Annotated in this window: 27 protein-coding genes and 1 pseudogene; 15 read left to right on the top strand and 13 right to left on the bottom strand. The window is 40.7% G+C overall.

Annotated elements, in window-relative coordinates:
- Positions 1-10 precede the first annotated feature (10 nt).
- Together RMY00_RS18980 and RMY00_RS18975 are read left to right on the top strand one after the other, a co-directional pair.
- Positions 11-304, top strand: coding sequence for a hypothetical protein (locus RMY00_RS18980; RefSeq protein ID WP_322649019.1), 294 nt, complete (start codon positions 11-13; stop codon positions 302-304).
- On the top strand, positions 301-1,251 hold the full coding sequence (locus RMY00_RS18975; protein ID WP_322649018.1) for an L-lactate dehydrogenase: 951 nt from the start codon (positions 301-303) through the stop codon (positions 1,249-1,251). Before RMY00_RS18980 ends, RMY00_RS18975 begins: the two co-directional genes overlap by 4 nt.
- 43 nt (positions 1,252-1,294) lie before the next feature.
- Here the strand turns inward: RMY00_RS18975 and RMY00_RS36205 are convergent.
- A pseudogene (locus tag RMY00_RS36205) lies at positions 1,295-1,411 on the bottom strand (chorismate-binding protein); the annotation flags it as partial.
- A 561-nt stretch (positions 1,412-1,972) separates the two neighbouring features.
- Here RMY00_RS36205 and RMY00_RS18965 point away from each other — a divergent pair.
- Positions 1,973-2,965, top strand: coding sequence for a hypothetical protein (locus tag RMY00_RS18965; RefSeq protein WP_322649016.1), 993 nt, complete (start codon positions 1,973-1,975; stop codon positions 2,963-2,965).
- A 779-nt stretch (positions 2,966-3,744) separates the two neighbouring features.
- Here the strand turns inward: RMY00_RS18965 and RMY00_RS18960 are convergent.
- From RMY00_RS18960 to RMY00_RS18945, 4 genes are all read right to left on the bottom strand, one after another.
- Complete coding sequence (locus tag RMY00_RS18960; protein WP_322649015.1) at positions 3,745-4,170, bottom strand: hemerythrin HHE cation-binding protein; 426 nt, start codon at positions 4,168-4,170, stop codon at positions 3,745-3,747.
- A 285-nt stretch (positions 4,171-4,455) separates the two neighbouring features.
- Positions 4,456-4,791 (bottom strand): XisI protein, encoded by a 336-nt coding sequence (locus RMY00_RS18955; protein WP_322649014.1) that lies wholly within the window; start codon positions 4,789-4,791, stop codon positions 4,456-4,458.
- A gap of 104 nt (positions 4,792-4,895) precedes the next feature.
- On the bottom strand, positions 4,896-5,132 hold the full coding sequence (locus tag RMY00_RS18950) for an element excision factor XisH family protein (RefSeq protein ID WP_322649130.1): 237 nt from the start codon (positions 5,130-5,132) through the stop codon (positions 4,896-4,898).
- Between the two features lie 82 nt (positions 5,133-5,214).
- Entirely contained in the window at positions 5,215-6,627 is a 1,413-nt protein-coding gene (locus RMY00_RS18945) for an isochorismate synthase (protein WP_322649013.1), read from the bottom strand.
- 407 nt (positions 6,628-7,034) lie between these two features.
- On the opposite strand from RMY00_RS18945, the gene menA reads away from it, so the two are divergent.
- Genes menA through RMY00_RS18930 form a run of 3 tightly spaced genes read left to right on the top strand, consistent with a single transcriptional unit; the run spans position 7,035 to position 10,404 of the window.
- Complete coding sequence (gene menA, locus RMY00_RS18940) at positions 7,035-7,931, top strand: 2-carboxy-1,4-naphthoquinone phytyltransferase (RefSeq protein WP_322649012.1); 897 nt, start codon at positions 7,035-7,037, stop codon at positions 7,929-7,931.
- Positions 7,932-7,975: 44 nt separating this feature from the next.
- A complete protein-coding gene (locus tag RMY00_RS18935) occupies positions 7,976-8,995 on the top strand; it encodes an o-succinylbenzoate synthase (RefSeq protein ID WP_322649011.1) in 1,020 nt (339 codons plus the stop codon).
- Positions 8,980-10,404, top strand: a complete 1,425-nt coding sequence (locus tag RMY00_RS18930) for a 2-succinylbenzoate--CoA ligase (RefSeq protein ID WP_322649010.1) — start codon at positions 8,980-8,982, stop codon at positions 10,402-10,404. The genes RMY00_RS18935 and RMY00_RS18930 overlap by 16 nt, the downstream gene beginning before the upstream one ends.
- 100 nt (positions 10,405-10,504) lie before the next feature.
- On the opposite strand, the gene RMY00_RS18925 is transcribed toward RMY00_RS18930, so the two are convergent.
- Complete coding sequence (locus tag RMY00_RS18925; RefSeq protein ID WP_322649009.1) at positions 10,505-10,933, bottom strand: thioesterase family protein; 429 nt, start codon at positions 10,931-10,933, stop codon at positions 10,505-10,507.
- Between the two features lie 121 nt (positions 10,934-11,054).
- Here RMY00_RS18925 and RMY00_RS18920 point away from each other — a divergent pair, with 121 nt between their 5' ends.
- The 4 genes from RMY00_RS18920 to RMY00_RS18905 all read left to right on the top strand — a co-directional run bounded on the left by RMY00_RS18920 (position 11,055) and on the right by RMY00_RS18905 (position 13,099).
- Positions 11,055-11,594: a GNAT family N-acetyltransferase gene (locus tag RMY00_RS18920; protein WP_322649008.1), complete on the top strand. Its 540-nt coding sequence runs from the start codon at positions 11,055-11,057 to the stop codon at positions 11,592-11,594.
- Positions 11,595-11,677: 83 nt separating this feature from the next.
- Positions 11,678-12,220, top strand: a complete 543-nt coding sequence (locus tag RMY00_RS18915) for a class I SAM-dependent methyltransferase (RefSeq protein ID WP_322649007.1) — start codon at positions 11,678-11,680, stop codon at positions 12,218-12,220.
- 54 nt (positions 12,221-12,274) lie between these two features.
- On the top strand, positions 12,275-12,454 hold the full coding sequence (locus RMY00_RS18910; protein ID WP_322649006.1) for a hypothetical protein: 180 nt from the start codon (positions 12,275-12,277) through the stop codon (positions 12,452-12,454).
- 240 nt (positions 12,455-12,694) lie between these two features.
- Complete coding sequence (locus RMY00_RS18905; RefSeq protein ID WP_322649005.1) at positions 12,695-13,099, top strand: cupin domain-containing protein; 405 nt, start codon at positions 12,695-12,697, stop codon at positions 13,097-13,099.
- A gap of 84 nt (positions 13,100-13,183) precedes the next feature.
- Here the strand turns inward: RMY00_RS18905 and RMY00_RS18900 are convergent, their stop codons facing one another.
- Positions 13,184-13,882 (bottom strand): Crp/Fnr family transcriptional regulator, encoded by a 699-nt coding sequence (locus tag RMY00_RS18900; RefSeq protein ID WP_322649004.1) that lies wholly within the window; start codon positions 13,880-13,882, stop codon positions 13,184-13,186.
- Positions 13,883-13,890: 8 nt separating this feature from the next.
- A complete protein-coding gene (locus tag RMY00_RS18895) occupies positions 13,891-15,288 on the bottom strand; it encodes an amidase (protein WP_322649003.1) in 1,398 nt (465 codons plus the stop codon).
- A 291-nt stretch (positions 15,289-15,579) separates the two neighbouring features.
- Between RMY00_RS18895 and RMY00_RS18890 the strand changes: the two genes are divergently transcribed.
- Both RMY00_RS18890 and RMY00_RS18885 read left to right on the top strand, forming a co-directional pair.
- Positions 15,580-16,287 carry a hypothetical protein gene (locus RMY00_RS18890; RefSeq protein ID WP_322649002.1) on the top strand — a complete coding sequence of 236 codons (708 nt, stop codon included), beginning with the start codon at positions 15,580-15,582 and terminating at the stop codon, positions 16,285-16,287.
- 198 nt (positions 16,288-16,485) lie between these two features.
- A complete protein-coding gene (locus RMY00_RS18885; protein ID WP_322649001.1) occupies positions 16,486-16,923 on the top strand; it encodes a hypothetical protein in 438 nt (145 codons plus the stop codon).
- A gap of 260 nt (positions 16,924-17,183) precedes the next feature.
- Here RMY00_RS18885 and map read toward each other — a convergent pair whose 3' ends face one another.
- The 5 genes from map to RMY00_RS18860 all read right to left on the bottom strand — a co-directional run bounded on the left by map (position 17,184) and on the right by RMY00_RS18860 (position 23,016).
- The gene (gene map / locus RMY00_RS18880; protein ID WP_322649000.1) at positions 17,184-18,011 is read right to left on the bottom strand and encodes a type I methionyl aminopeptidase; all 828 of its coding nucleotides are present in this window, start codon (positions 18,009-18,011) and stop codon (positions 17,184-17,186) included.
- 279 nt (positions 18,012-18,290) lie between these two features.
- Positions 18,291-18,815 carry a cupredoxin domain-containing protein gene (locus tag RMY00_RS18875; RefSeq protein ID WP_322648999.1) on the bottom strand — a complete coding sequence of 175 codons (525 nt, stop codon included), beginning with the start codon at positions 18,813-18,815 and terminating at the stop codon, positions 18,291-18,293.
- Positions 18,816-19,028: 213 nt separating this feature from the next.
- Positions 19,029-21,848 (bottom strand): pitrilysin family protein, encoded by a 2,820-nt coding sequence (locus RMY00_RS18870; RefSeq protein ID WP_322648998.1) that lies wholly within the window; start codon positions 21,846-21,848, stop codon positions 19,029-19,031.
- A 139-nt stretch (positions 21,849-21,987) separates the two neighbouring features.
- Positions 21,988-22,431, bottom strand: a complete 444-nt coding sequence (locus tag RMY00_RS18865; protein ID WP_322648997.1) for a VOC family protein — start codon at positions 22,429-22,431, stop codon at positions 21,988-21,990.
- Between the two features lie 72 nt (positions 22,432-22,503).
- On the bottom strand, positions 22,504-23,016 hold the full coding sequence (locus tag RMY00_RS18860; RefSeq protein ID WP_100902734.1) for a TIGR02652 family protein: 513 nt from the start codon (positions 23,014-23,016) through the stop codon (positions 22,504-22,506).
- 238 nt (positions 23,017-23,254) lie between these two features.
- On the opposite strand from RMY00_RS18860, the gene RMY00_RS18855 reads away from it, so the two are divergent.
- The 3 genes from RMY00_RS18855 (at position 23,255) to RMY00_RS18845 (ending at position 25,583) form a co-directional block, all read left to right on the top strand.
- A complete protein-coding gene (locus RMY00_RS18855; RefSeq protein ID WP_322648996.1) occupies positions 23,255-23,782 on the top strand; it encodes a gamma carbonic anhydrase family protein in 528 nt (175 codons plus the stop codon).
- Positions 23,783-23,986: 204 nt separating this feature from the next.
- On the top strand, positions 23,987-24,112 hold the full coding sequence (locus RMY00_RS18850) for a photosystem II protein Y (RefSeq protein ID WP_012411301.1): 126 nt from the start codon (positions 23,987-23,989) through the stop codon (positions 24,110-24,112).
- A 175-nt stretch (positions 24,113-24,287) separates the two neighbouring features.
- Entirely contained in the window at positions 24,288-25,583 is a 1,296-nt protein-coding gene (locus tag RMY00_RS18845; protein WP_322648995.1) for a folylpolyglutamate synthase/dihydrofolate synthase family protein, read from the top strand.
- Positions 25,584-25,770 lie beyond the last annotated feature (187 nt).

Below are 25,770 nucleotides of genomic sequence, written 5' to 3'. Positions count from 1 at the left end.
TCGATGTCAGATGACGACATTGATTATTCTGGATATTCCATTATTAAACGATGAGTTTTTCGAGAAGGCAATGTTGAGATTGCCAGCAACTCAAGCACAGAACTTAATTCAGATTGTTCCAGATATGATAGCTTGGTTTCAATTGCAGAGTGTCGAACACAAAACACTGATCAATTCTGTCATGCGTCAACATATTAAATCTTTGAGACGAAGCGATCGCTTCAAGAATCTTGACTCGAAAGGGTTAGTTCTGGAGTTAACATTAACCTATTGGGCCAGTTACAAAAAAATAGATTTGGCATGAGTAGCAAAACATCCAAGGTCGGTGTCATTGGTGCGGGGAATGTGGGTGCAAACGTTGCAAATGCTTTAGTGCTACTCGGTAAATGTGTAAAAGTCGTCCTTTTTGACCGAACCTTATCAAAAGCTGAGGGGCAAGCATGGGATATTGAAGACACTATTCCTCTACTTAAAGAGATGGAAATTATAGCGTCAGATCGGTATGAAGATTTAGCTGATTCTGATGTGATTGTCGTGACTGTTGGGGTGCAGCGAAAAAAAGGACAAAGCCGATTAGATATATTGAGCAATAATGCAGAGATCATGCGTTCAACAATAAAAGAATTGGATCGAGTTGCACCAAATTCAATCGTACTTATTGTTAGCAATCCAGTGGATGTATTAACACGGATTGCAATCGCCAATTCCACAAGAGCAGAAAACCTAATTTTTGGTTCGGGAACCGTTCTTGATACTGCTAGACTGAGATATCAACTTGGCAAGCAACTGAACGTTAATAAACAAGACGTTCATGTTTATGTAATTGGAGAGCATGGAGACAGTGAATTTATCGTTTGGTCTAGTGCATTTATTGGGGTAATTGCGTTAACTGAATTTCCTATCCCACAAGGAGCAACGCTGGAGCAAATTCACCAAGAGTACGCAGAGTTAACCCGTAGGCGAGGCTATAACATTTCTGAACGTAAAGGAAATACTAGCTATGGCATCTCAACAGTAGTTTGTCAGTTAGTTGATACCATCTTGCGAGATGAAAAGCAGATATTTCCAGTATCGGTGAGAGCAGATTCTAAGTATGGAGTTGGTAGTGAAGTTGTTCTTGGACTTCCATGTATTATTAGCTCCCAAGGTATTGAGCGCCAACTGGTATTACCAAGAAATGCTCATGAACAACGCTTATTAGAAGAGTCAGCCACCAAACTGAATGAAGCCTACAATTCTTTGGATAATTAAAATCAACTCAAATAGTCTGTTTAAAAACGTCCTTTTTTGAATGTTAAACTAATGCTTTCAACAAAGCCTGAAGCTTAAGTTGCACCTCTGCAAACTCCTTGTCAGGATCAGAACCAGCAGCGATACCAGCACCAGCATACAATCTCGCGCGATCGCCATTGTCTTGTTCCCAGTTGCAGACTGGGAATGCCTGATGGTGAGCTGCTGCCTCTTGACTTGCGGCAAGCAGCCCAATGAGAAGCATTTTCACTCAGAGGCTGGAAACGAGGTTTTATAGCAGGAGGCAGAGGGCAGTTCTTGGTGGAGGTAATAACTGTTGCTAACTTTAGCATTCACCCCATACTTATGTCCTAACCTATGTGACTACGGCTTTAAATCCTGCAAAAGCTCTATATAGGTTACTTCTCAAGAAAGATGAACACATGTAAAGCCCTTAATAACATGAAACTTAGGTATCTCTAGCTAGACGGACTAAATAGCTAGGGTGGGAAAATTTATCGTTGAGAGAAGGCAGGAGGCAGGAGGCAGGAGTGAAGAAAATTTTAGCTTAGTTAACTTTTCTTCACATAGTTTGGTTTTATTGCACCGACTTACTTATGCAAATCTAAAGCTTTGCATCAATAAAGAAACTCGTCAATCAGACAGTGTTCGTTGACATAAGAACAAGTGCTGTAGGACTGATGTTAACAAATAATGACAGTACTTAAGGTAGATTCAGATTATGAACAAGACAGAGCAGCAAATCGTGAAGCCGATTGAGCACAAGCAAACAAATACAGACTTTGCCAATGCCGAGCAGGCGATGCCTAAACCTCTAGTAATAGCAGGAACATCTGATGGGTTGCTGTTTATTGACTCCAAACAGTATGTAGAACTTGAAGGTTATTCCATCACTGCTCTTGCCTTGAGCCAAAATGGACTGTGGGCGATCGCCGATCGCAATTCAATATGGCATCGCGACCTTAACGGCAAGTGGCATCAAGTCACTATGATAAATGATTTGCGATTGAACTGCATCCTGCCGATTGAGGGTGCGGTTCTGGTAGGAACGTCGCAAGCTCATCTCCTCCGCATTACTAATGATGGAAGCACGAATCGGATCAATTGCTTTGAAGCGGCTGAAGGACGTTCCCAATGGTATACACCGTGGGGAGGACCTCCAGATGTTCGTTCGATGGCAGTAGGTGAATCCGGCGAACTTTATGTAAATGTGCATGTCGGAGGCATTCTGCGCTCTGACGACCAGGGACAGTCATGGCAACCCACCATTGACCTTCATGCAGATGTTCACGAGATACGAACCATTCCGGCTCGTCGGGATCTGGTGTTGGCGGCTACGGCTGAGGGGCTAGCGATTAGTCAAGATAGAGGGAACTCTTGGAGCTTTGATCGCACAAATATACATGCTAACTACTCACGAGTCGTGGCAGTATGTGGTGAGACAATTTTGATGACTGTTTCTATGGGCCCATCAGGTAACAAAGCAGCCATCTATCGCCGTCTACTTGATGAGCCAGGCACATTTGAGAAGTGTGAGCCAGGGCTACCAGAGTGGTTAAAAGATAATATCAACACAGGAACCCTTGCCACTTTCAGGAATATAGCTGCTTTCGGAACTTGTGATGGTCAAATCTTCCTCTCGAATGATGCTGGCTTTACGTGGAAGCAGATAGCAGCTTCTTTGCCTAAAATCTTTTGTGTAAATCTGATGTGACCCACTATTTACAGCTGAAGAAATACTGTTTTTAAAATTTAACAAAATATAAGCACATAAGTATTCCAGCAACTAATTAGGGGTCTAGCAGTTTACTCAGTATCAAATCAGGACAAACGCATTATCTCAACAAGACCCTGTAATTCTGAACAAACTCAAAAAAAGTCGCATTAGTCGATGCTTATTGACAAAAATTTAGGCATAGCTCGTCATAGACATCGCTTTGAAGCTGTGAAAATAAATCAAACGATAAATGCTGATTTTTCGTTGATTCTTAACCTCCGTTGTGAGCAAGTATAATTTTTCTTGCACAATCAAACAATTTGGTACTCCAAAGCTTTGCCTACTTTTTCCGATGCATTGGCTTTAGTTAGGTGATTTTTTGCTCGCAGCACTTTTTCCACATCTTCCGAAACCACTCAAATAAAAGTCCCTCGTCTTTTATTTGAGCGTTTGAGGGATATTGCTGTTTACGCTGCCTGAGTAAATCAAAAATGGATAAAGTCGAGCTTAAGCCTTGCAATTTATTCTATGGCAAGGGATTAGAGACTAAGGATTAGGAACTGCTAAAAGCTAAATATTTTTCCTAATCCCCGGCAACGTCAAGGACAACGCGCAATTGAGCCAATGCTTTACCTGCCTCAAAAAATGCCCTCTCTACAAAGCGTTCAAGGTTGAGGCGATCGCTTTGTTCTTCTGAAAAATATGCTTCAATGTAGCATAAATTATCTGAATCTATTACGTTTCATGAATGACGCGCCCTCTGCCACTCATTGTTACTAGCTTACGGCGCTGCTTACAACACCCTTAAGGGCGGCAATTCCCTGTTCAATGCTAGCCCACAGACCCATATCAGGTTCCTTACCAGCTATCTCTCGCGTTCCGACGAAGTAAAGAACGCCTTTAAGAATCTCTTGGTGAGCGCGATTTTCAAAATTAACTCGGTTGAGCGGTTCCATCAAATTTTGAAGATCATCGTTCAAGGACTGGGCAACCTTGTGTAGAACCAGCCCAGTCATTGTCTGTTGATGCTTTAGCAACTCAAGCTGTAGGTACTTGTCATACAGAGTTAGCTCAGAGCCGCTCATCATTTGGCTTACCTTCTGGGCATGTTGTTGAGTAATGTCGCGAGGTTCTGCTGCGTTGTCGTATTTAGAAACAACTGCTTCGATGATGCCGAGATTTTCGCGATCGGTGCTTATCATTTTTTCGAGCCGCTCGCAAATCGTATTGTCGTCCGTCTGTTCTATTAACTTTTGCTCACTTTCCAACAGAACATTCTGAAAAAGCTTTAGATCGGCAAGCTTAGTCGCTATATTTGTCAGATCGGCCATTGTATTATTAACTCCAGACTACAGATTTTATTGGTTATTAAAAGCAAACTCACTTTTTCCATATTCTCGTGAGGTTTGAGTAAGTCCGTCCCTCTTCAGAAAGATTTATATCAAGTTTGGTAAGTATGTTTAGTGCGCGATCGCTAGATTTAAAATTTATGTAACAGCAAAATCAGTATACTTTCTTACCTCGGTAGGTTGAAAGGCTAGAACGATATGATCTTTAGGAATACTGGCACTGACGAGTTCATTAGCGATACCATTTTCGGTTCCATCTCTTTGAATCCAAATTTTATCGTTGATAATATCAATGTGGATAAGGCATCCATGTACCCGTTGTTTGTTTTCCCAGCCAAGTGTGAGTAGCAGATAATGGTTTGCATTTTCATCAATAATTAGCTGTCTTTCTAATTCTCCATGAGCGTAGGGAAATTGGGCATATTCGGCTAATATTTTTTCAATTATTTTGCGATAATTATCTAAGGTATCCATTCTAGAATCACCTCTAGTTCTGAATCGAAGACGAGTAAACAAAGACGCTGATTTTCTATCAATATCTTACCAATTGGTTCTTGGAACAATTCTGAGTATGTTTGTTAACGAATAGCAAGATACAAACGGCGGTCTGGTTCTAAACGATTGAGAATATCGTAGTATAAAATATATTGTCCCAAAGCCTTTTCTAAATCGGTTACTGGAGAAGCACCGATAAAGCTTTTAACTTCTACTGCTATTTTATGTCCGCTTTTTTCTGCTGCTATTAGCTTTTGGGCACCTAAATCAATATATAAATCTCTTGCACCCCATCTTAAGATAAATGGATCATTGGTAATATGCTAACTCTCTTTTTCAAGGGCGTTTCTAACAGAATTGTAATAAACATCTTTAGCTGGCATACAAGATTAGTAATTAACTTTAAACTAATGCTTTCAATAACGCCTGAAGTTTAAGCTGCACCTCTGCAAACTCCTTGTCAGGATCAGAACCAGCAACGATACCAGCACCAGCATACAATCTCGCGCGATCGCCATCAATTAATGCTGAACGAATTCCCACAATAAACTCGCAGTTTCCCTGAGAATCTATCCAACCCAGAGGCGCAGCATACAAACCTCTTTCAAAGTTTTCATAACGCCGAATTTCCGCACAAGCTATATCTCGTGCTGCACCAGCAACGGCTGGTGTCGGATGCAATTGAGCGACAATTTTTAATGGATGTATATTAGCTGGAACCATAGCACTTATTGGTGTCCATAAATGCTGGATATTCGATAATTGTCGCAGCCGTGGTGCTAATATTTGCGGTAATAAACCTAGCTGGCATAGGCGTTGTGTAATGAAATCAAGCACTAGTGAATGTTCGTGTTTTTCTTTTTCACTATTCAGCAATCGATTGGCATTAGCTGCATCTTCAGCAGGGGTTTTACCTCGTGGTGCAGAACCTGCTAAAGCATCCGTGATTAACTGCTGATTATTAATACTAATTAATCTTTCTGGACTTGCACCAATAAAGTTTTGTCCTTTGCCATTACTAGTAGAAAAAATATAACAATTAGGATGTATTTTTCTAAGATTAATTAAAGATTTAACTAAGTCAAAGTTGTGGCTTGATTTTACATCTAATATATCTGCGAGGACAATCTTGCTTAAATGACTAGACTTAATTTTTTCCAAAACAGAGATTACTGAACGTTTAAATCCATTAGCATTAGTAATAGATTTCTTGTATAATTTTGCTGGAAAAAAATCAATATTAGTAGAATAGTATTCTAAAGATCGGATAAATTGAATTTTATTTTGCAGATTCTCCAATAACTTTGGAATATTTGCATTTTTATTGATAATTATATTTGTTACTAATATGCAACGCTGATTTTTCACAGCTACTTGCCAACGGGGAAGAAAAATGGTAGCAGATGGAAAAGGATAATCTACTTGGACATTTTGATCAAAAAAGCTGAAATAACAAAAAAAGTGAGGCCCAGAAAATCCTTGGTTAGCGTTACTAAAATTAATTATATTTTTTAGACAAGATTTGATAAAATATTCAGCTTGAGTAAAACGATCTACACCATCAATTTGTAATTTTGCCACGGCATCAATTGCCGCGATCGCTTCTCCTTTACCTTTATCCTCAAAGTAAAAATTTATTTCATTTGCTTGTGTTAGTTTATCTAATACAAGTAAAGGGTCAACTAAATCGATCTCCTGAGAGATACTGACAATTTGCCTGCAATTACTTTTGACGCACTTTTCTTGCACTGCTACCAAAAATTGATATAAATCTTTGTGTACAAAGAGGTTGTTACGACATGGTGAAACTGTCATGGATCTATAGTAAATTTTTTTTAAGTTAACTTCCTAAAGTGTAATTAATCGTGGTCGTATTTCTACAGGTAACATATTAAGTTATCATTTCACCAGCGTAGGATTTGCGTTGTTTATGGTGTTCCCAGTCTCTGACAAGCCAGTTCCAGCCCAAGCTGGAACATGAGAGTAGAGTGTTAACAACACAAGGTTAACGAGCCACAGTCAAAGTAGCAGTTGTTTTTAGCCCATAAATATCTAGTACAGCACAACCTAAAAAAGCTACCATCCCAACAGTTCAAAAAGCCAAATCATAAGTTTTTTGACTTTTAACTTTTGACTTTTGACTTCCGCGTAGCGGTACGTCTCTTTAAATTATAAAATCCCAAGTGTAAGTAATTTTCAGGTAATTTAATTAATCACGACTAATGACAACCAAGCAGATTTTATATCCCAACACTAAGTTATGGATGGCAGCGATTAAACCGCCAATGTACAGTGTTGCCATTATGCCCATTTGGGTAGGAACAGCAGTAGCATTTGCCGAAACTAAAATTTTTAATGGTACAGTATTTTCTACTTTTATAGCTGCGGCAATCTTAATTCTCGCCTGGGAAAATATCAGTAATGATGTTTTTGATTCCGAAACAGGTATCGATCAAAATAAGCACCATTCTCTGGTTAATTTAACAGACAATAAGCCATTAATATTTTGGATAGGAAATTTGTGTTTAGGTTTGGGGTTGCTGGGCATACTAGCGATCGCTCTTTGGCAACAAGACCTAACTGTTATTGGCATCATTTTACTATGCTGTGGTTTAGGCTATATGTACCAAGGGCCTCCCTTTCGCTTAGGATATCAGGGTTTAGGCGAGATTCTTTGCTTTTTTGCCTTTGGCCCCTTGGCAGTGGAAGCAGCATACTACAGCCAAACCCAAACTTGGTCAATGACAAGTTTAGCAGTCTCAGTTATTGTCGGGATTGCCACAACCTTAATTTTGTTTTGCTCACACTTTCACCAAGTTAAGGATGACATAGCCGCAGGCAAGCGATCGCCTATCGTCCGTCTAGGAACAGCGAAAGGGGCCCAACTCCTAGTTTGGTTTACTGGTAGTATTTATCCCCTCACCTTGCTGTTTGTGCTATTGGGAATTTCTCCAGCTTGGACGTTATTAAGTTGGGTAAGTTTACCGTTTGCTGTCAAATTATGCCGCCATGTCCAAGAAAATCACAACCAGCCAGACAAAGTTAGTAACTGTAAATTCATCGCCGTAGCCGTGCATTTCTGGGCTTGTTTGCTACTTGGACTAGGATTTATGCTTTAGTTGGACATTAGACATTAGGCATTGAAGCAGAGGGAGAATGACTAATGACTAATGGCTACAGATTTGAATTTCGTCCTTATCAGCGAAGATTTGTGCGGCTTACTACCAATCATGGTAATTGGGATATTCGTGAAGGTATTATCCTCCGGCTTACTGATGAATCAGGTAAAATCGGCTGGGGAGAAATCGCCCCTATTAGCTGGTTCGGTTCCGAAACCCTAGAACAAGCCTTAGATTTTTGTCGCCAACTCCCAGAAGAAATCACAGACGAAATAATTTTCTCCATCCCAGATGAGTTACCTGCTTGTCAATTTGGCTTTGAGTCAGGGTGGGAGTGGGGGAGCAGAGGAGCAGAGGAGCAGAGGAGCAAGGGAGCAGAGGAGAAGAATTTAAATTTATCCTCAGCATTTCACTCCTTGCGCTATAGCGGTTTATTAACATCTGGGAAAGCGGCTTTAAATCAATGGAAAACTCTATGGCAGCAGGGATATCACACATTTAAGTGGAAAATTGGTGTGTATGCGATCGCTGATGAACTAGAAATTTTTGAGTCACTCATACACACCTTACCAGTCTTTACCAGACTGCGATTAGATGCTAACGGTGGACTCAGCTATGAAGAGGCTAACTTATGGCTGCAAACTTGCGACAATTTTAAGGCGAATGCAGAACTACCCGTAGAAATTGAATTTATCGAACAACCGTTACCCGTTGAGCAATTTCAGCAGATGTTGAAATTGAGTCTAAGTTATGAAACTGCGATCGCTATAGATGAATCTGTCGCCACACTTAGGCAACTCGCCGCCTGTCATCAACAAGGTTGGCGAGGGATTTTTGTGATTAAGCCTGGGATAGTTGGATCGCCATCTCGTCTGAGAAAGTTTTGTTACCAGCATAAAATTGATACTGTATTTTCGTCAGTATTTGAAACTGCGATCGGTAGACTTGCAGCACTCCAGCTAGCGGCAGAATTATCCCGAAACAATAGGGCAGTTGGTTTTGGCATCGACCATTTTTTTGAACAAAAAGATACCTGGCTTCAAAGTCTATGGAACGACCTTTAAACTGTCTTAATAACCTAGCTGAAAATGATTGGCTTATCGGTTATAACAGCCATCAATTTAATCAAATAGCTCAAGAATTATATTTAGAACTAACACAATTATCAGCGTGTGAAATACCACCAAAAATTATCTTAGCCGAACGCGAACCATTAAGATTTCTAGCAAGTTTCATTGCCGCTTGTGCAGCTAATTGTCCAATTTTTCTTTGTAATCCCGACTGGGGAACACAAGAATGGCAGCAAGTCTTTGATTTAGTAAAACCAGATATTATTTGGGGAATGGAGAATAGGGAGTGGGGAATAGGGAATAGGGAATGGGGAATAGAAAATCGGAATTGCAAAGAAATTACTATCATATCCCCGTCATCCCACCACTCCCCATTCATCCTAATTCCCACAGGTGGTTCATCGGGACAGATTAAATTTGCCATTCATAATTGGGAAACTCTCATCGCATCTGTACAAGGATTTACAGAATACTTTCAACTAAAACAAGTCAATTCATTTTGTGTATTACCGCTTTACCACGTTAGCGGTTTAATGCAATTTATGCGCTCTTTCACCACCGGAGGTCAACTGGCTATTCTGCCATTCAAAGCAGTAGAAACAGGTCAAATATTCAATATTAAACATTCAGATTTTTTAATATCTTTAGTCCCAACGCAGTTACAAAGAATCTTGCAAAATCCCGAATTAACTCAATGGCTAACCCAATTTAATACTGTACTTCTGGGAGGTGCGCCAGCATGGAACGAACTACTAGAAAAAGCTAGATTTCATCGCATTCGGTTAGCGCCTACTTATGGCATGACAGAAACAGCCTCTCAAATTGCTACCCTCAAACCAGATGATTTTCTCAACGGTAAAATTAGTAGTGGTCAAATTCTTCCCCATGCAAAAGTAACTATTCGCAATCAGCAAGGCAAGATTTTAGATTACAATCAAATCGGAAATATCACCATTCAGGCTCAATCTTTAGCCTTTGGGTACTATCCTACAACCAGAGAAAATCAAGCTGATTTTCAAGTAGATGATTTAGGCTTTTTAGACGAGCAAGGTCATTTAAATATTGTTGGGCGTAACAGCGACAAAATTATTACAGGTGGAGAAAATATTTACCCAGCAGAGATTGAATCAGCTATACAAGCAACTCAATTAGTTGCCGATATTTGTGTAATCGGCATCCCAGATAAACATTGGGGACAAGCTCTAACAGCAATTTACATTCCCAAAAAACCAAATACCTCTGCTTTAAAAATCCAAACCCTACTCAAAGACAAACTCAGCAAATTTAAAATTCCAAAATATTGGATTTCTCAGCAAAACCTACCTCGCAACTCCCAAGGTAAAATTAACCGCCAACAATTACAGCAAATAGCCAGAGAATTCCTGCAAAATTCCATTACATAACCTCTCTCGACTTTCTTCTCTCTGCGCCGCGCCAGTTGCTTCAAGTCGGGGAACCCTTTCGGCAGTTCCTTCTGGGGGAAACCCCCAAGACCGGACTGCCTCACCAACGCACTGGCTTCTCTGCATCTCTGTGGTTTGTTTCCAACCACTGAATAACCTCATCAGGTAATTGCTGCTTACTTCTACTACTTGCATCAATACAAACATGCCTAGTAATAGCCTTAGCAACTATCACCTCAGCCACTGTAATTTCGTAAGTAATTTCAAACTTATCACCACCTATTTTTTGGGGAATTAAGCTAATCAATAACTTGTCCCCGCCAAACATAGGGCGCAAAAAATCGACACTAGCATGAACAATAGGGAAAGCTACAGATGGATTAGTAAAAAAATCTTTGAGATTAATACTTGATGCTTCGAGAGATTCTTCATAAGCTTCATGACAAATGCTCAAAACATTAGCAAAATAAACTACCCCAGCAGCATCAGTGTCTTGAAAACGAACTGTGCGGTTATAAGTAAAAGACATTTTTGACAATTAAATTAATTAAATATAAAAAAATAGCAGGTTTATCGCCTGTACAAACCAATTTTATTTTAACTAAGTATTCTACCAGAAGCGATCGCTAAGTTGCGTATAGAGAAAAAACATGATCTTAGAAACCCACCGCTTGCTAATGCGTGATTTTGTAGAGGCAGACTGGCAGGCGGTTTTTACCTATCAATCCGATCCTTTGTACTTGCGTTACAGCTATTGGACGCATCGCACACAAAAGGATGTTTGTGAATTTGTCCAGATGTTTATTGATCAGCAAAAAGAGCAACCTAGAACAAAGTTTCAGTTAGCTATTATCCTCAAAGCAGAAAATCAGCTTATTGGTAATTGTGGTATCCGTGTAAACGACCCGGAAATGCGGGAAGCAAATATCGGTTATGAATTAAACACTCAGTATTGGGGACAAGGTTATGCAACAGAAGCAGCACAAGCCATTTTAAAATTCGGCTTTGAAAAACTGAGAATGCATCGTATCTGGTCTTGTTGTGTTGCACAGAATGTTGCTTCTGTAAAGGTATTAGAAAAAATTGGTATGCGTCGTGAGGGTCATCTGAGAAAAAAAGAATTAATTAAAGGCAAGTGGTACGACAATTTTATTTACGCTATCCTTGACCACGAGTGGAAAGCAAAGTAATACTGTCTCTATGAGCTACCTCAGAGACAATATCGTAAATTGCTGGGAAATTGAGGATAAGACAAGTTCAGAGGGTCACAGACATGACCAACACTATCCTCAATTTCCAAACAGCTACCGGACATGAAATTTTAGCAGCAGCAGGTAAAAAATATCTGCGTCCTGGTGGACGAATAGCCACGGAGAAATTATTTCAGTGGGCAAACTTTCAGCCTGGAGAAACAGTTTTAGAGCTAGGTTCTAGCTTTGGATATAGTGCGATCGCTTTAGCAAAAAGCTACCATGTCAAAGTAGTAGGCGTTGAAAAAAATCCTGATAGTGTAGCTTGTGCGCGTGCTAATATCTGCGCTGCTGGGTTAGAAAATCAAGTCGAAATAATTGAAGGTAATATTTTCAACCTAGAGGCAATCTTAGGAAAGTTTGATTATGTATTGGCAGAAGCCATTCTCACAATGCAATCCCCATTGGGAAAAGCCAAGATTTTAGCTGAAATTCATAATCGGCTCAAACCGGGAGGTAAATTTCTCTCCCATGAACTGTTAGCCACTGACAAAGAAGAACAAATTCATGCTGACTTAGCACGAGTAATTCGAGTTAATTCTACACCCCTTTCCGAATCCAACTGAATTACGGCTTTTGGAACAGCAGGATTGCAAGTAGAGAAATGCCAAACTGGCTCAATGAATTTATTGAATTTAAGGCGGATGTTTCAAGATGAAGGTATTTTTAACACAATTCGGATTTTGTGGAATATATTGGCGCTGAGAAATATTCGCAAACGGGTTTTAGAAATTCACCAAGTTTTTCATAAATACCAACACGAATTAGGCTACATCATTTTGTGTGCTGTTGCCTTGTAGGATAATTTATTGCCAAAACTATAGCAATCCTATTTGGGTTGTGAAAAATATAGATTAGGAAACGAACCGCCAAGGACGCATTCGCGCAGCGTCTCGTCAGAGAAGGACGCAAAGGAAGGAAAGAAATAAAGAGAGATATAATTTTCACGAATGATTTAGGACTGCTATATCACTTGATAAATACCGATGATTTTTGAATGATTTTCAATCTTTGTTTATGGTTAATAATCTAAAAATACTATGACAAATTCAATCACAAATAGCTCATGTTTTATTACCCAACTACGAGAAAAAATTGAATACCCTAGCGCGGGAGTTCTCAGCAAAGTACTGCTAAAAGATAACGCTTGTCAATACACTCTATTTTGTCTAGCAGGTAACACTGATATTTCGGAGCATACCTCTACTCGTAATGCCACTATCAACGTAATCGAAGGTAGAGGTTTACTTACTTTGTCTGGAGAAGATATTACACTTCAAACTGGTGTTTTTGTCTTTATGCCTGCTAATGCACGTTTGATAGGGATGTTTGAAGGTGTCAAAGACGCGCAAGTTTGGCAAGAATGGCAAAAAGCGATCGCGGCTCTATGTTTAGTTTTAGTTGTCGCTGCACGCGATGAAGATAGAGCAGCTGTAGCAGTCTGAGAACTCTTTACGGAAAATTAACCTTGTGAAACCTGCCCCCGCAGGTTTTCTCTGTGTAAGCGCGAATTGTATTCGTCAGATGCTCTAATCTATATTTCCAGATGCGATCGCATCCAATTTATCCGCATCAAGTATTGTAATCGTCCCTCCCCGACTATAGGCAATTACTGGTTTAAGACTTTTAATTAATCGCACGCATTCTTCGTAAGTAATGCCACTACTTCGAGCCATGCGATAATAAGATAATTTGACTTTTAAGCACTCGCCTTGTGAAGTTGATTCAGTTCCAGATTCAGCAGCAAAATATTGAATTAATCTTGCAAGTCGAACAATAGCTCTTTCAGAAACTAAGCCGTGGACTGTTTCATGTAATTGCTGAATTCGACTGTTAAAAACCATCAGCATTCGTAATGCAATTTCAGGATTTTGCCCAATAGCTTTTAATAAAGCATCTCGCTCTACAGTGAGTATTTCACAATCAGATTCAGCAGTCACAGTTGCCGGAGAAATTCCATTTCCCAACAAAGCAGGAGCCGCAAAAATTTCCCCAGCAGCTAAGGCACGGAGAATCGTTTCTTTACCTGTTGTTGCTGTTTTGGTAACTTGAATTGATCCACTTACAACAGCATAGAGTTTTGCTGGTAATACGTCGCCCTCATGCAGAATAATCTCACCTTTGCGATACAGTTGCACCTGAGTATGAGGTTGCAAACTTATCTTTTCTGGTGTTTTTAAACCTGTAAACACAATTATTTGTGAAAGTTGTTCTAGGGATGCCTGCATGATCAACCCTATATTGCAAAGGCTGGACGATGATGAATCCAAGGGTTAGCTGCTTCTAATTGTGCTGCTAGGCTGATCAGTGTAGCTTCAGCAGCAGGTTTACCAATTAGCTGCACACTCATGGGCAAACCATTACTATCAAAACCTACAGGAATTGCGATCGCAGGTTGTCCAGTTGCATTCGCAGGCGGACAAGGGGCAACCCACTCAATAATATTTTGGAATGTCTCTTCTGGACTCAGAGAAGCCCATTCCCCAACGCGGATAGGTGAATGTAAATAAACTGGCAATACCAGCACATCCACACTATCAAAAAACGCCACAATTTGCCGTGCCACTACCTGCATTTGAGAAACTGCTTTGAGGTACTCAGCAACAGAACCTGTGCGTGTAAATAACCAGCGATTCACTGGCTGCAAGGCTTCAACAGGAAGTCCTGATGCAGCTACCCCAGCTTGCCAGACGATTTGAAATGGTTCAACTAAACCACTAAAATCTGGAGATTTCTGTTCAACGTGGTGGCCGAGTTGTTCTAATAACTCAACTGTTTGCCGGACACCTTGCTGACAGTTAGCATCAGCTTCTCCCAAAGGAGAAATACTAGTGTCAAAGGCAATTCGCAAAGCACCAAGTTTTGTCCCAGTAGCGGCGAGAAATGATGGTTCAGGATCTGGCAACCAGTAAGGATCGCCTGTTGTATAGCCAGATATAGTATCCAAAAGCGCAGCAGCATCAGCCACAGTCCGGGCGATCGGGCCGTTGACGGCAATGCCAGCGAGGCGTTCACCTACGGGTGCTTTACTTACCCTGCCCCTGGATGGCTTAATTCCCACCAAACCACAACAAGCCGCAGGCCCTCGAATTGAGCCACCGCCATCTGAACCTTGAGCGATCGCACACAATCCCCCTGCTACCGCCGCCGCCGCCCCACCACTGGAACCGCCAGGAGTGTATTCTAAATTCCACGGATTTCTGGCTGGGGGAAAACCCATAGGCTCGCTGTATGGAAACGAACCTAATTCGGAAGTGGCTGTTTTACCGAGAATAGTAAACCCAGCTTGCTTAATCCGCGTCACAACCCAATCATCATAATCAGGGATATTGTTCAGCAATGCGGGATTTCCATAAGTACAGGTAACACCTGCTACAGCATTGAGGTCTTTAATGGAAATCGGTACACCAAAAAATGGCGGTAGTTCTGAGGTAGTTGTCAATAATTCTGTTTTGGCTTTGGCATCTGCGATCGCTAATTCTGCCGTCACCGTAAAATAGCTTCCTAATTGGGGATTCAACCGCCCAATCCGTTCTAAATATATTTCCACTAACTCTAACGGTGATACTTCCCGGCGACGGATTAATTGCGCCAACTCTAGCGCTGGGGTAAATGCTAAATCAACTTCATTCATAAGTTAGTGAATGGGTAATTTTGGCTTTCTCTGGGATTTTTAAACTTAAGTTGTTACTTTACCAGCATTTGCGGGAACTATACATTTTATAGCTGCTGAGATTTGCCACCTAAGGAAGAGGCAGGAGGAGCAGGGGAGGAAAGAGAGTTATTATTCAGCAATTTCTCTTGCCCTGCTCGCCTCAACAAATAACTTTGTTAACCGAACCGTATTGTCCCTACTCCCTTTCGTCTTTTTCAAGCCATTTTAATTGTTTCGCATAAACTTTCGACAAATCCCTAAGGGGTATTTATGGCTAACCTAGAAAAACTTGTTAGTGAATTACCAACACTGATTCAGAGCCTAAAACTGACTATTGGCGATTCTAATCAAATCATGGAGCAAATTATCCTGATCAATAATGCTCAGGAACAACTACGAAATATTAAGAAATTAATTGCTCAGGAATTGAAATTTGAGAATATCAAAAATTCTGCGATCGCTACACTTCCTCGGATAGGTACTGTAGCTACTTTATTTATACCTAATATGGAATTAGTAGATCCTGCGATCGCAGAAAAATTTGGCCACTTAAAAACTCAAATTTCATTAACTGAATTACAATCAAAAATTGATGATTGGATTGAATGGGGTTATTTTTTGCAAGCAATAGCTACTGATATTCTCAGTGATATTCTGTTTGTAAATCAACTCAATTCTGATATTAATCATCTAAGCATACGCACCAAGTTTCAGATTATTGCTGAAAATTTACAAAATAACTTAATTTTTGAAAATATTAATATTTTAGAGCGTCAAATTCAAAAAATTAGCAATTATCAAAATGAATTATTAGAACTGCAACAGAAATTAAATTATGTTTTTGATACTATTAAAAATAGCCGTAGTTTATTAAATATTCTATTAGGTGTGTCTGCTTTCTGTGGAAAATCTGGTTTCACCTTAGAGTGGTTAGATGATGACCACGAATTAATTATATCGAGCGATGGCAAATTTTAAGAATTAACAGATATTCTCAATGATTGTGATTATTTCCAAGAACAAATTACTGCTTTATTTATTCAGGGTGATACTTTAAGAGAACAGGCAGAACAAACCCTAAAAAGGATTGAACAAGGAAGTAGTAAAGAACCAATTATTAGCCAGCATGTAGAAATAGTAACAAAGTTTTCGATCCAAAAAATAGTACGTTCAACTTTGTTCATAGCCTCAAGTTTACTAATCTTGGGTTTTGGTGGTTGGAAAATTAAAGAGCAAAGTCTACAATTACAGCAGATGAGTCTAAGTTTAGCTCAAGAAGAGAGTGCTGCAATCGCAAAGTTTAAATCTGCTCAAAAACTTGGTATGGAGGCTGCTTCTCTGGCTCAAAATCCGCCCCATCCTTTACAAGTCTGGCAAGAAGCACAAAACAAATGGTATCAGGCAATAATCTTATTAGATAGTATTCCTAATGAAACATCAGTTTCTGAGCGAGCAAAGAGGAAATTGGCTTACTATCGAATTAACTATAAATCTATAAGTCAAAAAGTGTTAATTGAAAAAAAAGCCTTAGCAAACTTAGAGTCAGCCCAAAAACTAGCAATAGAAGCTAATTTATTTGTACAAAATTCGCCTCATTCATTATTAGTTCGGTAGGAATTTTGAAGAATCAGATGTTGATATAAATCGTCGTGACACAAAGCGGGTCATGAGCAAAGATTTGTATTTAAACGTTAGATTGCGATCATTAGCCAAAAGCTACCACATCTAAGTCGGCCACAAACGAAAGTTTTGGCAATGTGGAGTTTTAGTATAGGAATGACACTTTTCCCTTCGATTTTTGTAAAAAATTAAGAGGCAAATCGCTTTCTTTTGAAGCTTCACCTCTCTTAACAACAGATAATAACAACTAACAATTAAACCTTAGAACGGTCAGTCAAAATCTCATAACCAGTCTCTGTCACCAAAACTGTATGCTCAAACTGAGCCGACAAAGAATTATCCACAGTTACTGCTGTCCAACGGTCAGATAATGTCCGGGTGTGTCTAGAACCCGCATTTAAAATTGGCTCAATTGCCAGCGTCATCCCCGCACGGAGTTTAACATTTGGCATCTCGCGGGTACGGTAGTTGAATACTGAAGGTTCTTCATGCAAGTTACGACCGACACCGTGTCCAGTAAATTCTTCGACTATACTAAAGCCGTTAGATTTCACATGATCTTCAATTGCTCCAGCTAAGTCAAGCAGGTATACACCAGCCTTAACTTGCTCAATACCCTTATATAAAGCTTCTTCTGCTACGCGAATTAATTTAGCAGCTTCTTGGGTCACTTCACCGACAGCAATTGAAATGCAAGAATCACCATGAAAGCCTTGATAATAAGCGCCTGTATCTACCTTTAATACATCCCCCACCCGAATTACTTTCTTGGGACTAGGAATTCCATGCACTGCTTCATTGTTAATGCTGGAGCAAATAGAACCTGGAAAACCGTGATATCCTTTGAAACTAGGTGTTGCACCCATTTCGCGGATGCGTTTTTCTGCATAAGCATCTAAATCAGCCGTGGTCATTCCTGGCTTTACTAGCTCAGAAATTTCTTTTAGGACAGTTGCCACAATTTTCGCTGATTGCCGCATGATTTCAATTTCACGCGGCGATTTAATTTCAATTCCTCGACGTTGCTTTTTCGCTGGTGCAGGCTGAGTCGCTTGGGAAAGTAAGTTACTGAAAATGTTCATGGGAAATTAATAATTACTGGTGGCTCTGACGCTGAGGTATCAATGCTTTCTCTAGATTAATTGAGAAATAATATCTATAATTTAAATTATTTTAATCCCTGATAGGGATTCTTCCAATTTAGCCGTTAACGTATATATAATAACACGTTCGGCTACTCCTAATATGTTGAGATTGAATCAAAATTGCCATAAATTATTTTCCCTGCACACTATAGGGCTGAGATAAATTTTCTTTAATTGAAACATTAGATCGCTGTCAAATACTGAGTCGGATAATTTTTAATTCTTGATGGCAATTTCTCCAGTCATACCTGCTTCGGTATGTCCCGGTATTGGACAACGTAAGCTATAAGTGCCAGATTTCAGGGGCACAAATACCCATTCTGCCTCAGCACCCGGCTTAAGTTCGAGTTCGTGAATGGCTCCTTTGATTTCTACTTTGCCTGCTTGGACTTTTTGTGTCCAGATGCCATCGGCAAAATCTTTAGCAGTAAAATAGTGCTTCAGTTGACTGGGATTGGTAAGCCGTAGTTGATAGCGTTTGCCAGCCTCGAATTCCAAATGATTTGGCTCAAACTTGAGTTCGTTGGCTGAATTACCCAAGCTAACTGTAATTTCTGTGGCTGGTTGCTTGAGTAAATCCCCAGACAAATTTGCCGCCATTGCTGGAGTAGTAGCGATGAAATTTAAGCTGAGAAACAACGTTAATATCACGTAGTTCCGCCGTAATATTTGCAGCCAAGCACTAATAGGGAAAGTAAGAGATGCAATTATAATTTGACATAAATGGTTGTAAATTTTCATCAGTAGTTATCAAAAGGCAATGCTATTAATAGGTAGGGGGCAAACCACTTTACCCATTCTTTATATTATCCATGCCTAATGCCTATCTTTACTACTGGTCAAGTTTAAATTGATGGGTAAAGAAGTTTGTAGTAAGGACTAAAGTCCTTGTTTTTAAGCACTAAAGTGCTTACTATAAACCCTCAATAGCTTAGATATAGCTTAGATATTGTACTACCTAACGCTTTTTTCTGCTAACACAGATGGCCCAGCAGTAACTACTACGATTTGATCTGGGTGGAGTAACTCACGAGCCGCTTGATTAACTTGGGTAAGGCTGACTTTATGGATTTTGTCAGTGAAGGCGTGCAATTCTCCTTTATCTAGTCCATACACCTCATTCATCAGAATTCTATCTGTTAATTCCTCTGGGTTTGCTAGCAAAACGTTGTAGTTACTGATGAGAGTGCGTTTAGCTGTTTCTACTTCCAGTGCCGTAACGCCTTGTTGATGAATTTGTTGTAGTATTTGCCGGGTGCTAGCGATCGCTTTTCTGCTATCTTCAGGACTAGTTTGCATTTCTATCAAAAATGTGCCTGCATTCTTCCCGGCTTGGAAGGAGCTATAAATTCCATAGCTCAAACCTTGGCGATCGCGCACTTCTGCACCTAGTCTACTAGATAAGGTATCGCCTCCCAAAATCTGGTTCAATACTAAGGCTGCGTGAAACCGAGGATCGTAACGGTTAATACCTGTATAACCCATATATGTCACAGCTTGGGCTTTACCTGGTAAAACTGGGTTGACACTGATTATTTTCTGCGGCATTAACACCGGAGGATATTTTAATGTCGGTGCTTGCCCCCTAACTTCCCAGTTACCAAACTCATTTTTAATCAGCGATCGCACTTTGTCTAGATCAAAATCTCCCACCAGCGCCAACACTGTCGTGTCTGGGCGATAATGTTTAGCTTTGAAATCAATCACATCCTGGCGCTGAATCTGCTGTAAACTCTCCTCTGTGGGAAAAGTATGTAAGGGATGTTTTTTCGGGTAAATTGACTGAACAAATACTCTTCTGGCTACTTCTGATGGCTCATCTAATTCCTGTTGCAAGTCAGTTATAGTTTGTTGGCGATGTAATTCCAACTCTTTGGCTGGAAAGGTACTATTTTTAACAACATCTGCCAATATCTCAATGAGTATCGGCAAATCCTGTGCTAAACTATCACCTTCGATATGCACACCTTCGCGGTAGGAGTGAAAGTCTAAACTCGCTCCTCGTTCTGCCAAGAGTTTGGCAATAGTTAAGTCATCCTTGCTCTTTGTGCCATTTAACAAATTATCTGCTACAAAAGCAGCCAGTCCAGCTTTATCGTCTGGATCAAATTCCGCCCCAGCTTGAATGTGACCGCTCAAGGTAACGGTGGGAGTACTATGATCGGGTAACAGTAATAACCGCAAACCGTTAGTAAATTTAAATTCCTGTGGTAACACTTGGGCGATTGCATCTGTAGCCAAATCCACAGGCGGTAAGTACTTCATCACCTCAGAAGGAAGCACAGGTGCGCCAGGAGAAAAATTCTCTGTAGTTTGGGCTGAGTCTGGTTTATCACCAACTCCTGTTACCAGCTTCTGAGTTGGTTCAAAAAAGCCTACTGTCCTGGCTTCTTTTGTCAGGTATTTGTTAATTACAGCGACAATATCCGTCGGCTTCACCAGACGGACAGCAGCTAAATAGCGGTCTGTGTAGCGATAATCACCAACTGTTGTCTCATCAGTGCCCAAGCGCATTGCTTGAGAGGTGATATCACGATTACTCAAAATTACATCTGCTGTTAATTGGGTTTTGGCTCGTTCTACTTCTTCAAAAGTCACGCCTTTTTCTGCTACATTAGCGATCGCACTACTGAACACTGAGTCAATTTTTTTCAAATCTTGTTTAGAACCAGCCGTCACCAACACCTCATACCAGCCAGATTCTCGCAAACTGTTAACGGAGGCTGTAACCTCACTAGCTAAACCTGATTCCACCAATGCCTGATAAAGTCTAGAATTTCGTCCCTCTGTCAAGATGTAATCCATTACATCCAGCGCAGGCACATCCGGTTGATTTGCATCCGGTAGCGGATACACAACTTGTAACAGCCGCCCTGCTCCCGCTTCTCGCAATATTATCGGCGATGAGAGAGATGAGGAAGAAATAACTCCTGCCTCCTGCCTTCTGCCTTCTGCCCTCTGCCTCCTGGATACTTTGCCAAACACCTCTTTAATTGTTTCCAGGGTATTTGCAGTTTGAAAATCTCCAACAATTACTAAGACGGCATTATCGGGACTGTAAAAATTGCGGTAATATTTCTCTACTTGCTCAACCTCAAATTTCTCGACATCAGCTTTGGTACCACCTACAGGCAATCCATAAGCATGATTGGGAAATACCGCCTTCATAACGGCACGGTTGAGGCGATATTCGGGGCTATTTTCGTAACCCTGCAACTCGGAAATTACTACCCGCTTCTCATTCGCCAGTTGTTCTGGCTCAATCTGGGAATTTTGCATCCTGTCTGCCTCCAGCACTAAGAGCGCTTTTAGCTTATTTCGTTCCACAGTACCGTAATATGCAGTTTGATCGTAGCTGGTGAAAGCATTGGAATCACTACCTAAAGCACTAAACAAACGGCCAAATTGAATTGGACGGTTTAGAGTACCTTTAAACATCATGTGTTCCAACTGGTGGGCAATGCCATTTACGCCCGGTTCTTCGTTGCGTGAGCCAACCTTGTACCACACCTGCACCGTCACTACTGGCGCAGTATGCACTTCCTTTGTCAGGACAGTTAGACCATTTTCCAGCACTGTCTTACGGACATTTTGTGTCAGTGTTGAGGGCATTATTCTTTTTACTAGCAAGGTTGATTGATATTTTTCTTTGTTAGATATGGCTGCATGTTGGCTATGAGCAGGTTTATTGCTTAACAAAAAAACCGCTACTAGCCATAAGCTTAAAAATAATAATGGCAAAGGATATTTATAAAATCTGGAAAATCCATACATGTATTTAGCAGATTATGTAAATTAAATTACATAATTATTTTGGAAAGTGACGTTAGTTTAATCTGTCCAAAAAATCTGTAGCCTCAGTAACAATACAGAAAAACAATATATTAGCAATAAAGGTGATAAAAAAGCTAAATTATGGGAGTTTTGCTAAAACCCGAATAAATTCCAAAGGTAAGCCATCGGTATCGGCGATGAAAGCCACTTCGTAAATGCGATCGCCTATTTGCTGTTGTGTCGGTTCTAAAAGTACTTTCAACGGTTGTAATTCTTCAGTTTGACTCTCAGCCGCCAGAAATACACGCTCTTGTAAATTTGTCAACCAGCTAGGTAAATCTGGTGTAATTTCAGTTAAATCGAACGAGAGATGATAATACCCCACATAATGCTCGTCAGCAAAGGCATCTGGGGCTGGTTTTGGTTCGGGAATTTGGATCAGTTCAATTCTGCCGCCCAATCCTTCCATCCAACAAGCTAGGGTGTAGCCTGTAGTAAAGCGTTCTGAGATTGTAAACCCTAAGTATTCGTAGAAGGCGATCGCTCGATGAATATTCGCAGTCCGAATAGAAGCGTGGTGCATAATTAGTCCTTAGTCCTTAGTCATTAGTCACTTGTCCTTTGTTATTTACTAATGACAAATGACTAATGACCATTACTCAAACAACCTGAAATAAGGGTAGCGTACAGGGACGCCAGGTTCTTTTTCCAAGTCAAAATTAATTACTTCCCAACAGGGATCATCTGAGGTATCGGGGCTAAACTCCACAGGTAAACCGTATAAACGCGCAGCAGTAGCTTCTGGTTGTCCAGAACGCCAAGGCGTGCTGCGTTCCAAATAGCCACTCATCAATTCCTGATAGCGCCGAGCAATAATTACTCTTGTTGCTCGAAAGCCTTGGGTATAAAGCTTATCTAATGCTTCGTGAATTTCAAAGCGAATACCATCGGGATGAGTATGCTGTCTATACCATTCATTATTCCACCTCCGCCAATGACGCCCCGATTGCAAATGGATTAACTCTCCATTTTTAGGATTAGCTTCAAACGCGCCATGACGCGTACATAAATAGGTATCTGTTAATGTCAGCGCCGGAATAGTCTGGCGACAATGGGGACACTGTATTTCAGGCCCAAACATCGGGTACTGCAAGCCTGGATTCATCATGAAGTGCGTAGAAACATAATTTTGTCTTCACCAGCGCTAGTGTATTGTATATACACTTTGGCTCCATCACTTTGGGTTATTTGGTCACTGCTGCACAGACACGGAGTTGCGGCAGCAACAATGCTCACTAGTGTTTTCCTCAGTGTAGAGGCTTGACGCTGTGATATCCTAGTTGTGCAACCAGCCTCAAAGGTTGGAGTTTCTCCAGTGTTCCTGGGTACCATATTCATATTCTATCGTGTCTACCGCTTCTTACTGGACATCTCCTGATTTTTCTCAAGCTGCCTTTATCGCAGCCAACGCTGTTGTTATGGGTTCGGTAAATATAGCAGCAGGGGTAAGCATTTGGTATAGCGCAGTGGTTAGGGGAGATGTGGAACGCATTGAAATTGGCGAATGCACAAATATTCAGGATGGTGCAATTTTACATTGCGATCCTGGTTTTCCCACAATTTTAGAAGATCATGTCACTGTAGGACATCGCGCTGTGATACATTCCGCTTATATTGAGCGTGGAAGTTTGATTGGCATAGGCGCAGTGATTTTGGACGGGGTAAGAGTGGGTGCTGGTAGCATTATCGGTGCTGGTGCAGTGGTAACTAAAAATGTACCGCCTTTGTCCTTAGTTGTCGGTATTCCTGGCAAAATACTACGCCAAGTAACAGAGGCTGAAGCCGCAGAACAGATTGAACACGCTAAACGTTACCAAAAGTTAGCTTTAGTTCATGCTGGTAAGGGGACTGATATCGGGTTTAGTAAGGCTTAGGGAGTGGGGAGTGGGGAGCAGAGGGAGCAGGGGGAGCAGGGGAGGCAGAGGAAGAAGAACTATTGATTCTTCAGCGATGCCCAATACCCAATAATTTAAACATTCTTTACATATCTACTTGGAAAAGTTGCCCACTTCAGCTAAAAATAAAAATGAGAGCAGTTGACAAAACTTTAATTTCTACTTAAGAGAGGGGTTCTAGATATGGATATCGATTACCGTATAGCGATCGTTTTAGCACCAGTTGTCATTGCTGCTAGCTGGGCAGTATTTAATATTGGCGCTGCGGCTTTAAGACAAATTCAAGGCTTTTTGGATAGAGAAGCTTAAATTCATTAATCGAGCATGGGGCGCATTAGGCATTGGGTTTAGTAGTGCCCCTTGTTCCTGTGCCCTTGTGTCTTACCCTGCGAGAAGATAAAGCTATATCTTCCCCAGTCTTTTTATTCAATTTTGAATTTTGAATTTTGAATTTTAAATTGATTTCTCCCCACTCCCCCGTTCCTTGGATATCGACTCTGTAATACAACCCCTGCAACGCTTTGGTGTCCATCTGGGACTCGATCGCATCCTCAACCTTTTAGGAAATCTTGGTAATCCTCATCAGCAAGTCCCGGTAATTCATGTTGCTGGCACTAATGGTAAAGGTTCAGTCTGTGCCTATCTTTCCTCGGTACTTACTGAGGCTGGTTATCGTACAGGACGTTACACTTCCCCCCATTTAGTCGATTGGACGGAACGTATTTGTCTGAATGAACAGCCAATTTCTTCTGAAGAATTGAGTCAATTATTCCAACAAGTCCAAGGGGTTATTCGCCCTGAAGATGAATCGGCAACTCAGTTTGAAGTAATTACGGCGGCTGCTTGGTTATATTTTGCCCAGCAGCAAGTTGATGTGGCTGTGGTAGAAGTCGGACTAGGAGGGCGCTTGGATGCTACCAATGTTTGTCTAGAACCCCTCGTTACGATCATTACTTCCATCAGTCGGGAACACTGGCAGCAACTCGGCCCTACCGTTGCTGACATTGCTAGAGAAAAAGCTGGTATCCTCAAACCTGGATGCTCCGTTGTGGTTGGAGCATTGCCACCAGAGGCAGAGAAAGTTGTGCGATCGCGTGCTTTAGAATTACAATGCCCGATTTTTACGCCTCAACCCGCCCGTCAAATCGCTACAGGATGGGCAGAATATCAAAATATTCAAAATTCAAAGTTAATTCAATACCCTTTGCCATTAGCGGGACAAATTCAATTAGCAAATTCAGCTTTGGCAATAGCAGCTTTAGAAATTCTCCAACAACAAGGTTGGCAGATTTCTCAAGAAGCCATAACTAACGGTATGGCAAAAACTAAATGGCCAGGGCGGATGCAATGGGTTACTTGGAAAAACCATAAATTATTACTTGATGGCGCTCATAATACCGCCGCCGCCGAAGTTCTTCGCCAGTATGTCGATAGCTTAGACGCAATTAACCCCAAGCCAGTCAATTGGGTTATGGGAATGTTTTCCGATAAGGATCATGCTGATATTTTTACTGCCCTACTGCGCCCAGGCGATCGCCTTTTTTTAGTACCAATACCAACAGAATCTTGGCCAGGTAGAACTTCTGCTGATTTAGACTACTTAGCAAACCTAGCTTATAATATTTGTGCCGAATTAAGCGATCGCCAAATCCATCCAGATTTATTCACAGCACTAGAAGCCGCAACCTCAACCACAGACGATTTAATCGTTGTATGTGGTTCCCTTTATTTAGTCGGCGATTTTTTAGCAACAGCTATATCTATAAATTCACTACAATGATTGTTGCAATTGCTTAAGCCTTTCTTATATATGGAATAACATTTGCTGCAAAGGTTAAAGTAATTGCAGCAAATGATTATACATTTCTTGCAAATACTTAAGCCTTTCTTATATATGGAATAACATTTGTTACAAAGGTTAAAGTAATTGCAGCAAATGATTATACATTTCTTGCAAATACTTAAGC

The organism is Nostoc sp. ChiVER01, from assembly GCF_034531155.1.
Classification (GTDB): Bacteria; Cyanobacteriota; Cyanobacteriia; order Cyanobacteriales; family Nostocaceae; genus Nostoc.
This window is presented reverse-complemented; position numbering and strand designations above follow the sequence as displayed.

Excerpts from the sequence above, each read along its gene's own strand:
- RMY00_RS18935 (WP_322649011.1), top strand. The coding sequence starts at position 7,976 with ATGACTAATGGCTACAGATTTGAATTTCGTCCTTATCAGCGAAGATTT.
- RMY00_RS18900 (WP_322649004.1), bottom strand. The coding sequence starts at position 13,882 with ATGCAGGCATCCCTAGAACAACTTTCACAAATAATTGTGTTTACAGGT.
- RMY00_RS18920 (WP_322649008.1), top strand. The coding sequence starts at position 11,055 with ATGATCTTAGAAACCCACCGCTTGCTAATGCGTGATTTTGTAGAGGCA.
- RMY00_RS18860 (WP_100902734.1), bottom strand. The coding sequence starts at position 23,016 with ATGATGAATCCAGGCTTGCAGTACCCGATGTTTGGGCCTGAAATACAG.
- RMY00_RS18915 (WP_322649007.1), top strand. The coding sequence starts at position 11,678 with ATGACCAACACTATCCTCAATTTCCAAACAGCTACCGGACATGAAATT.
- RMY00_RS18870 (WP_322648998.1), bottom strand. The coding sequence starts at position 21,848 with ATGTATGGATTTTCCAGATTTTATAAATATCCTTTGCCATTATTATTT.
- RMY00_RS18965 (WP_322649016.1), top strand. The coding sequence starts at position 1,973 with ATGAACAAGACAGAGCAGCAAATCGTGAAGCCGATTGAGCACAAGCAA.
- RMY00_RS18850 (WP_012411301.1), top strand. The coding sequence starts at position 23,987 with ATGGATATCGATTACCGTATAGCGATCGTTTTAGCACCAGTTGTCATT.
- RMY00_RS18905 (WP_322649005.1), top strand. The coding sequence starts at position 12,695 with ATGACAAATTCAATCACAAATAGCTCATGTTTTATTACCCAACTACGA.
- RMY00_RS18930 (WP_322649010.1), top strand. The coding sequence starts at position 8,980 with ATGGAACGACCTTTAAACTGTCTTAATAACCTAGCTGAAAATGATTGG.
- RMY00_RS18955 (WP_322649014.1), bottom strand. The coding sequence starts at position 4,791 with ATGGATACCTTAGATAATTATCGCAAAATAATTGAAAAAATATTAGCC.
- RMY00_RS18890 (WP_322649002.1), top strand. The coding sequence starts at position 15,580 with ATGGCTAACCTAGAAAAACTTGTTAGTGAATTACCAACACTGATTCAG.
- RMY00_RS18960 (WP_322649015.1), bottom strand. The coding sequence starts at position 4,170 with ATGATAAGCACCGATCGCGAAAATCTCGGCATCATCGAAGCAGTTGTT.
- RMY00_RS18980 (WP_322649019.1), top strand. The coding sequence starts at position 11 with ATGACGACATTGATTATTCTGGATATTCCATTATTAAACGATGAGTTT.
- RMY00_RS18925 (WP_322649009.1), bottom strand. The coding sequence starts at position 10,933 with ATGTCTTTTACTTATAACCGCACAGTTCGTTTTCAAGACACTGATGCT.
- RMY00_RS18910 (WP_322649006.1), top strand. The coding sequence starts at position 12,275 with ATGAATTTATTGAATTTAAGGCGGATGTTTCAAGATGAAGGTATTTTT.
- RMY00_RS18875 (WP_322648999.1), bottom strand. The coding sequence starts at position 18,815 with ATGAAAATTTACAACCATTTATGTCAAATTATAATTGCATCTCTTACT.
- RMY00_RS18945 (WP_322649013.1), bottom strand. The coding sequence starts at position 6,627 with ATGACAGTTTCACCATGTCGTAACAACCTCTTTGTACACAAAGATTTA.
- RMY00_RS18895 (WP_322649003.1), bottom strand. The coding sequence starts at position 15,288 with ATGAATGAAGTTGATTTAGCATTTACCCCAGCGCTAGAGTTGGCGCAA.
- RMY00_RS18865 (WP_322648997.1), bottom strand. The coding sequence starts at position 22,431 with ATGCACCACGCTTCTATTCGGACTGCGAATATTCATCGAGCGATCGCC.
- RMY00_RS18975 (WP_322649018.1), top strand. The coding sequence starts at position 301 with ATGAGTAGCAAAACATCCAAGGTCGGTGTCATTGGTGCGGGGAATGTG.
- menA (WP_322649012.1), top strand. The coding sequence starts at position 7,035 with ATGACAACCAAGCAGATTTTATATCCCAACACTAAGTTATGGATGGCA.
- map (WP_322649000.1), bottom strand. The coding sequence starts at position 18,011 with ATGAACATTTTCAGTAACTTACTTTCCCAAGCGACTCAGCCTGCACCA.